Source organism: Enhygromyxa salina (assembly GCF_000737335.2).
In the GTDB taxonomy this organism is placed as follows: domain Bacteria; phylum Myxococcota_A; class Polyangia; order Nannocystales; family Nannocystaceae; genus Plesiocystis; species Plesiocystis salina_C.
Genome location: NZ_JMCC02000247.1, coordinates 1 through 2,349 on the forward strand (window position 1 = coordinate 1; position 2,349 = coordinate 2,349).

Genomic DNA, 2,349 nt, shown 5'->3' on the forward strand with positions numbered 1-2,349 from the left:
GTCAATTTTGTCTGGTCTCCTCTAGACCTGTATGACCCCTACCTAGTATCTCCTCATTGGTATCGTTTCGCGTCATCCTGATTACCTGGTATTACTTTACTGGACTTCGTTGTCTAGAGGAGACCAGACAAAATTGACCTGAGACTGGAGACTAATATGTCTACTGAGGATATGTTTAACTAACTGACGATTAGGCGTAAATTGTTCTTGTCAGCATAGCTAAAAGGTAACTCACATGGCGCCTCAATTGCCTAAGGTAAAAGATACTAATGTCATTCAGCTTCCAGCTAAATCAGATAAGGTTTCTGATCAAAAATGGGGGCGTTCTGTTATGAAACTGGGTTTTTGTATGATCCCGTCTTTGCTGCTTCGGGCACAACAGAGATTAGGACTTAATCCAACGCAGCTAGCTGTTTTATTGCAACTCGCTGATTTTTGGTGGGAAGCAGGCAGAAAACCATTTCCAAGTAAGCAAGCGTTAAGCGAAAGGCTTGGCCTTAGCCCAAGGCAAATTCAAAGACATTTAGCTGATCTTGAGTCCGCAGGCCTCATTACAAGAATTGAAAGAAGAGCTTTGAACAAAGGAAAACTAAGTAATGAGTATGATCTAACTGGATTAGTGGAAAAACTAAAGAAAATAGCACCAGAAATTGAAGAGGCTAATGAGATTAGGAAGCAGTCTACTCGGAAAGGAGGGGTGAACAAAGTTGCACTGAAGCAAGAAACGAAAAAGCCCGCATAAGCGGACCTTCTCTTAACTTCTGTCTTTTGTCCCGGGAGGAGGCTTTCGCCCACGAGGCCCGTGGCTCAAATACAACTATAAAGCGGGTAGGTAATCATGTCAAATACGGATAAAGCGACAATTGATGCAGTGAAGCTTGCCCTTTCACATGCACGAATCTCCACATATGAAGATGCGGTAGTATGTGCCTCAGATGATGATCCGTCTGCGCTGGACCTTTACGCTTGGAATGCTGTTGTCTCTGGCGCTTTTCTTGGGCCCCTGCACGTTTGTGAGGTTGTCATAAGGAATTCGGTATCCGATGCGCTGACTTCAGTTTATGGCGATCGCTGGCCTTGGAATAGTACCTATGAAGGGAGCCTTCCTTTTAAAAGACGAATGGAGCTTGTTTCTGCTCGTTCAAAAGACGGGGTCGTGACCACAGGAAAAGTTATTCCGGAACTGACCTTTTTTTTCTGGCAAAGTATGTTCACCGCTCGCCATGATACTCGCGTGTGGATACCACATATCGACAATGTCTTACCCAACTTAGACCCCTCTTTGCCTCCTCAAGGTAAAAGACTCCATGTGTTCAATGAACTTGAACAAGTTAGAATTTTGAGGAACAGGATTGCTCATCATGAACCTGTGTTTACAAGAGCACTCTCTGATGATTACCAAAAAATACTTGATGTGGTCCGGTTCAGATGTGGATTAACAGCAGCATGGTTAGATAAATACCAATTGGCAACTGGGGCTATTTCTATTAAACCATAGCTATTCTTTTCTCTAAAAATCTTTATGGAAATAAAGGTGGCTAGCACGGAAAGATAAAGCTTCGCGCCAATGAAAAAATAAATTAAAGCTAATTTATTTTTGCGTGTTTCCATTTAAATTTTTAGAACGGTATATCATCGTCGGAATTAAATGGATTTTCTATCGCTTCAGAAACCCTTATGATTTTTATCATGAAAGTTTCTTCTGAGATCATTTCTTTCATAAAAGTTGCTACTTCAGGCACGTTAGAGCAAAAGGAGGTTATTATGTTTACGTATGACATGCGAACTGGAAAGATTTTTTCAGTTTCGAACTCGTAAGAGAAAACAAACTCTTCATATTTGTTTTCTTTGTTTTGTACATAAACATCAGTTTGTCTCGAGCCGTATTGGTCGGCTACGCTTAATTTCTTAAAGATTATTTTGTGCTCTAAAAGTGCAGTTATCTCAGTAAGCGCCTCGTTTATAAGAGCTTCACTATCTTTTTTTCCGTCCATTTTTGCCATGGCCGCTTTATATTTTTCTTGAATTAGAAGTTTCATGTTAAGGTCTGTGTCTTTATTTTGCATCATTTTTTATAATCCTCCCGTATATCGGTACATGGTCAAAGAAATCTGTAAAATCAAAGCCTATGTTGTTGAAATTCTTCTGAAATTCTGTAAAGTATGTGTCAATCGACCAATCTGTATCACTCAGAAAATACGATGAAAATAGCATTTGGTCAAAGGTTTTCCATTTGTCCATTGCGTCTGATTTATTTATATAAGTTCCTGAGAATGTATGGTCTTCTTGCCGCTTATCTAAATGTTTCCAAAATGGGTTGTATAGGATTCTTCTTCTTTTTTTTACTAT

Annotated in this window: 3 protein-coding genes and 1 pseudogene; 2 read left to right on the plus strand and 2 right to left on the minus strand. The window is 39.8% G+C overall.

The features are described 5' to 3' along the window. Positions 1-235: 235 nt before the first annotated feature. Together DB30_RS40625 and DB30_RS40630 are read left to right on the plus strand one after the other, a co-directional pair. Positions 236-742 (plus strand): helix-turn-helix domain-containing protein, encoded by a 507-nt coding sequence (locus tag DB30_RS40625; RefSeq protein WP_146662932.1) that lies wholly within the window; start codon positions 236-238, stop codon positions 740-742. 156 nt (positions 743-898) lie between these two features. Further along, the gene (locus tag DB30_RS40630) at positions 899-1,498 is read left to right on the plus strand and encodes a hypothetical protein (RefSeq protein ID WP_420870708.1); all 600 of its coding nucleotides are present in this window, start codon (positions 899-901) and stop codon (positions 1,496-1,498) included. A gap of 121 nt (positions 1,499-1,619) precedes the next feature. On the opposite strand, the gene DB30_RS40635 is transcribed toward DB30_RS40630, so the two are convergent. Both DB30_RS40635 and DB30_RS42090 read right to left on the minus strand, forming a co-directional pair. Beyond that, the gene (locus DB30_RS40635; RefSeq protein ID WP_205633204.1) at positions 1,620-2,066 is read right to left on the minus strand and encodes a hypothetical protein; all 447 of its coding nucleotides are present in this window, start codon (positions 2,064-2,066) and stop codon (positions 1,620-1,622) included. After that, a pseudogene (locus DB30_RS42090) lies at positions 2,056-2,349 on the minus strand (hypothetical protein); the annotation flags it as partial. The gene DB30_RS40635 and the pseudogene DB30_RS42090, both read right to left, overlap by 11 nt.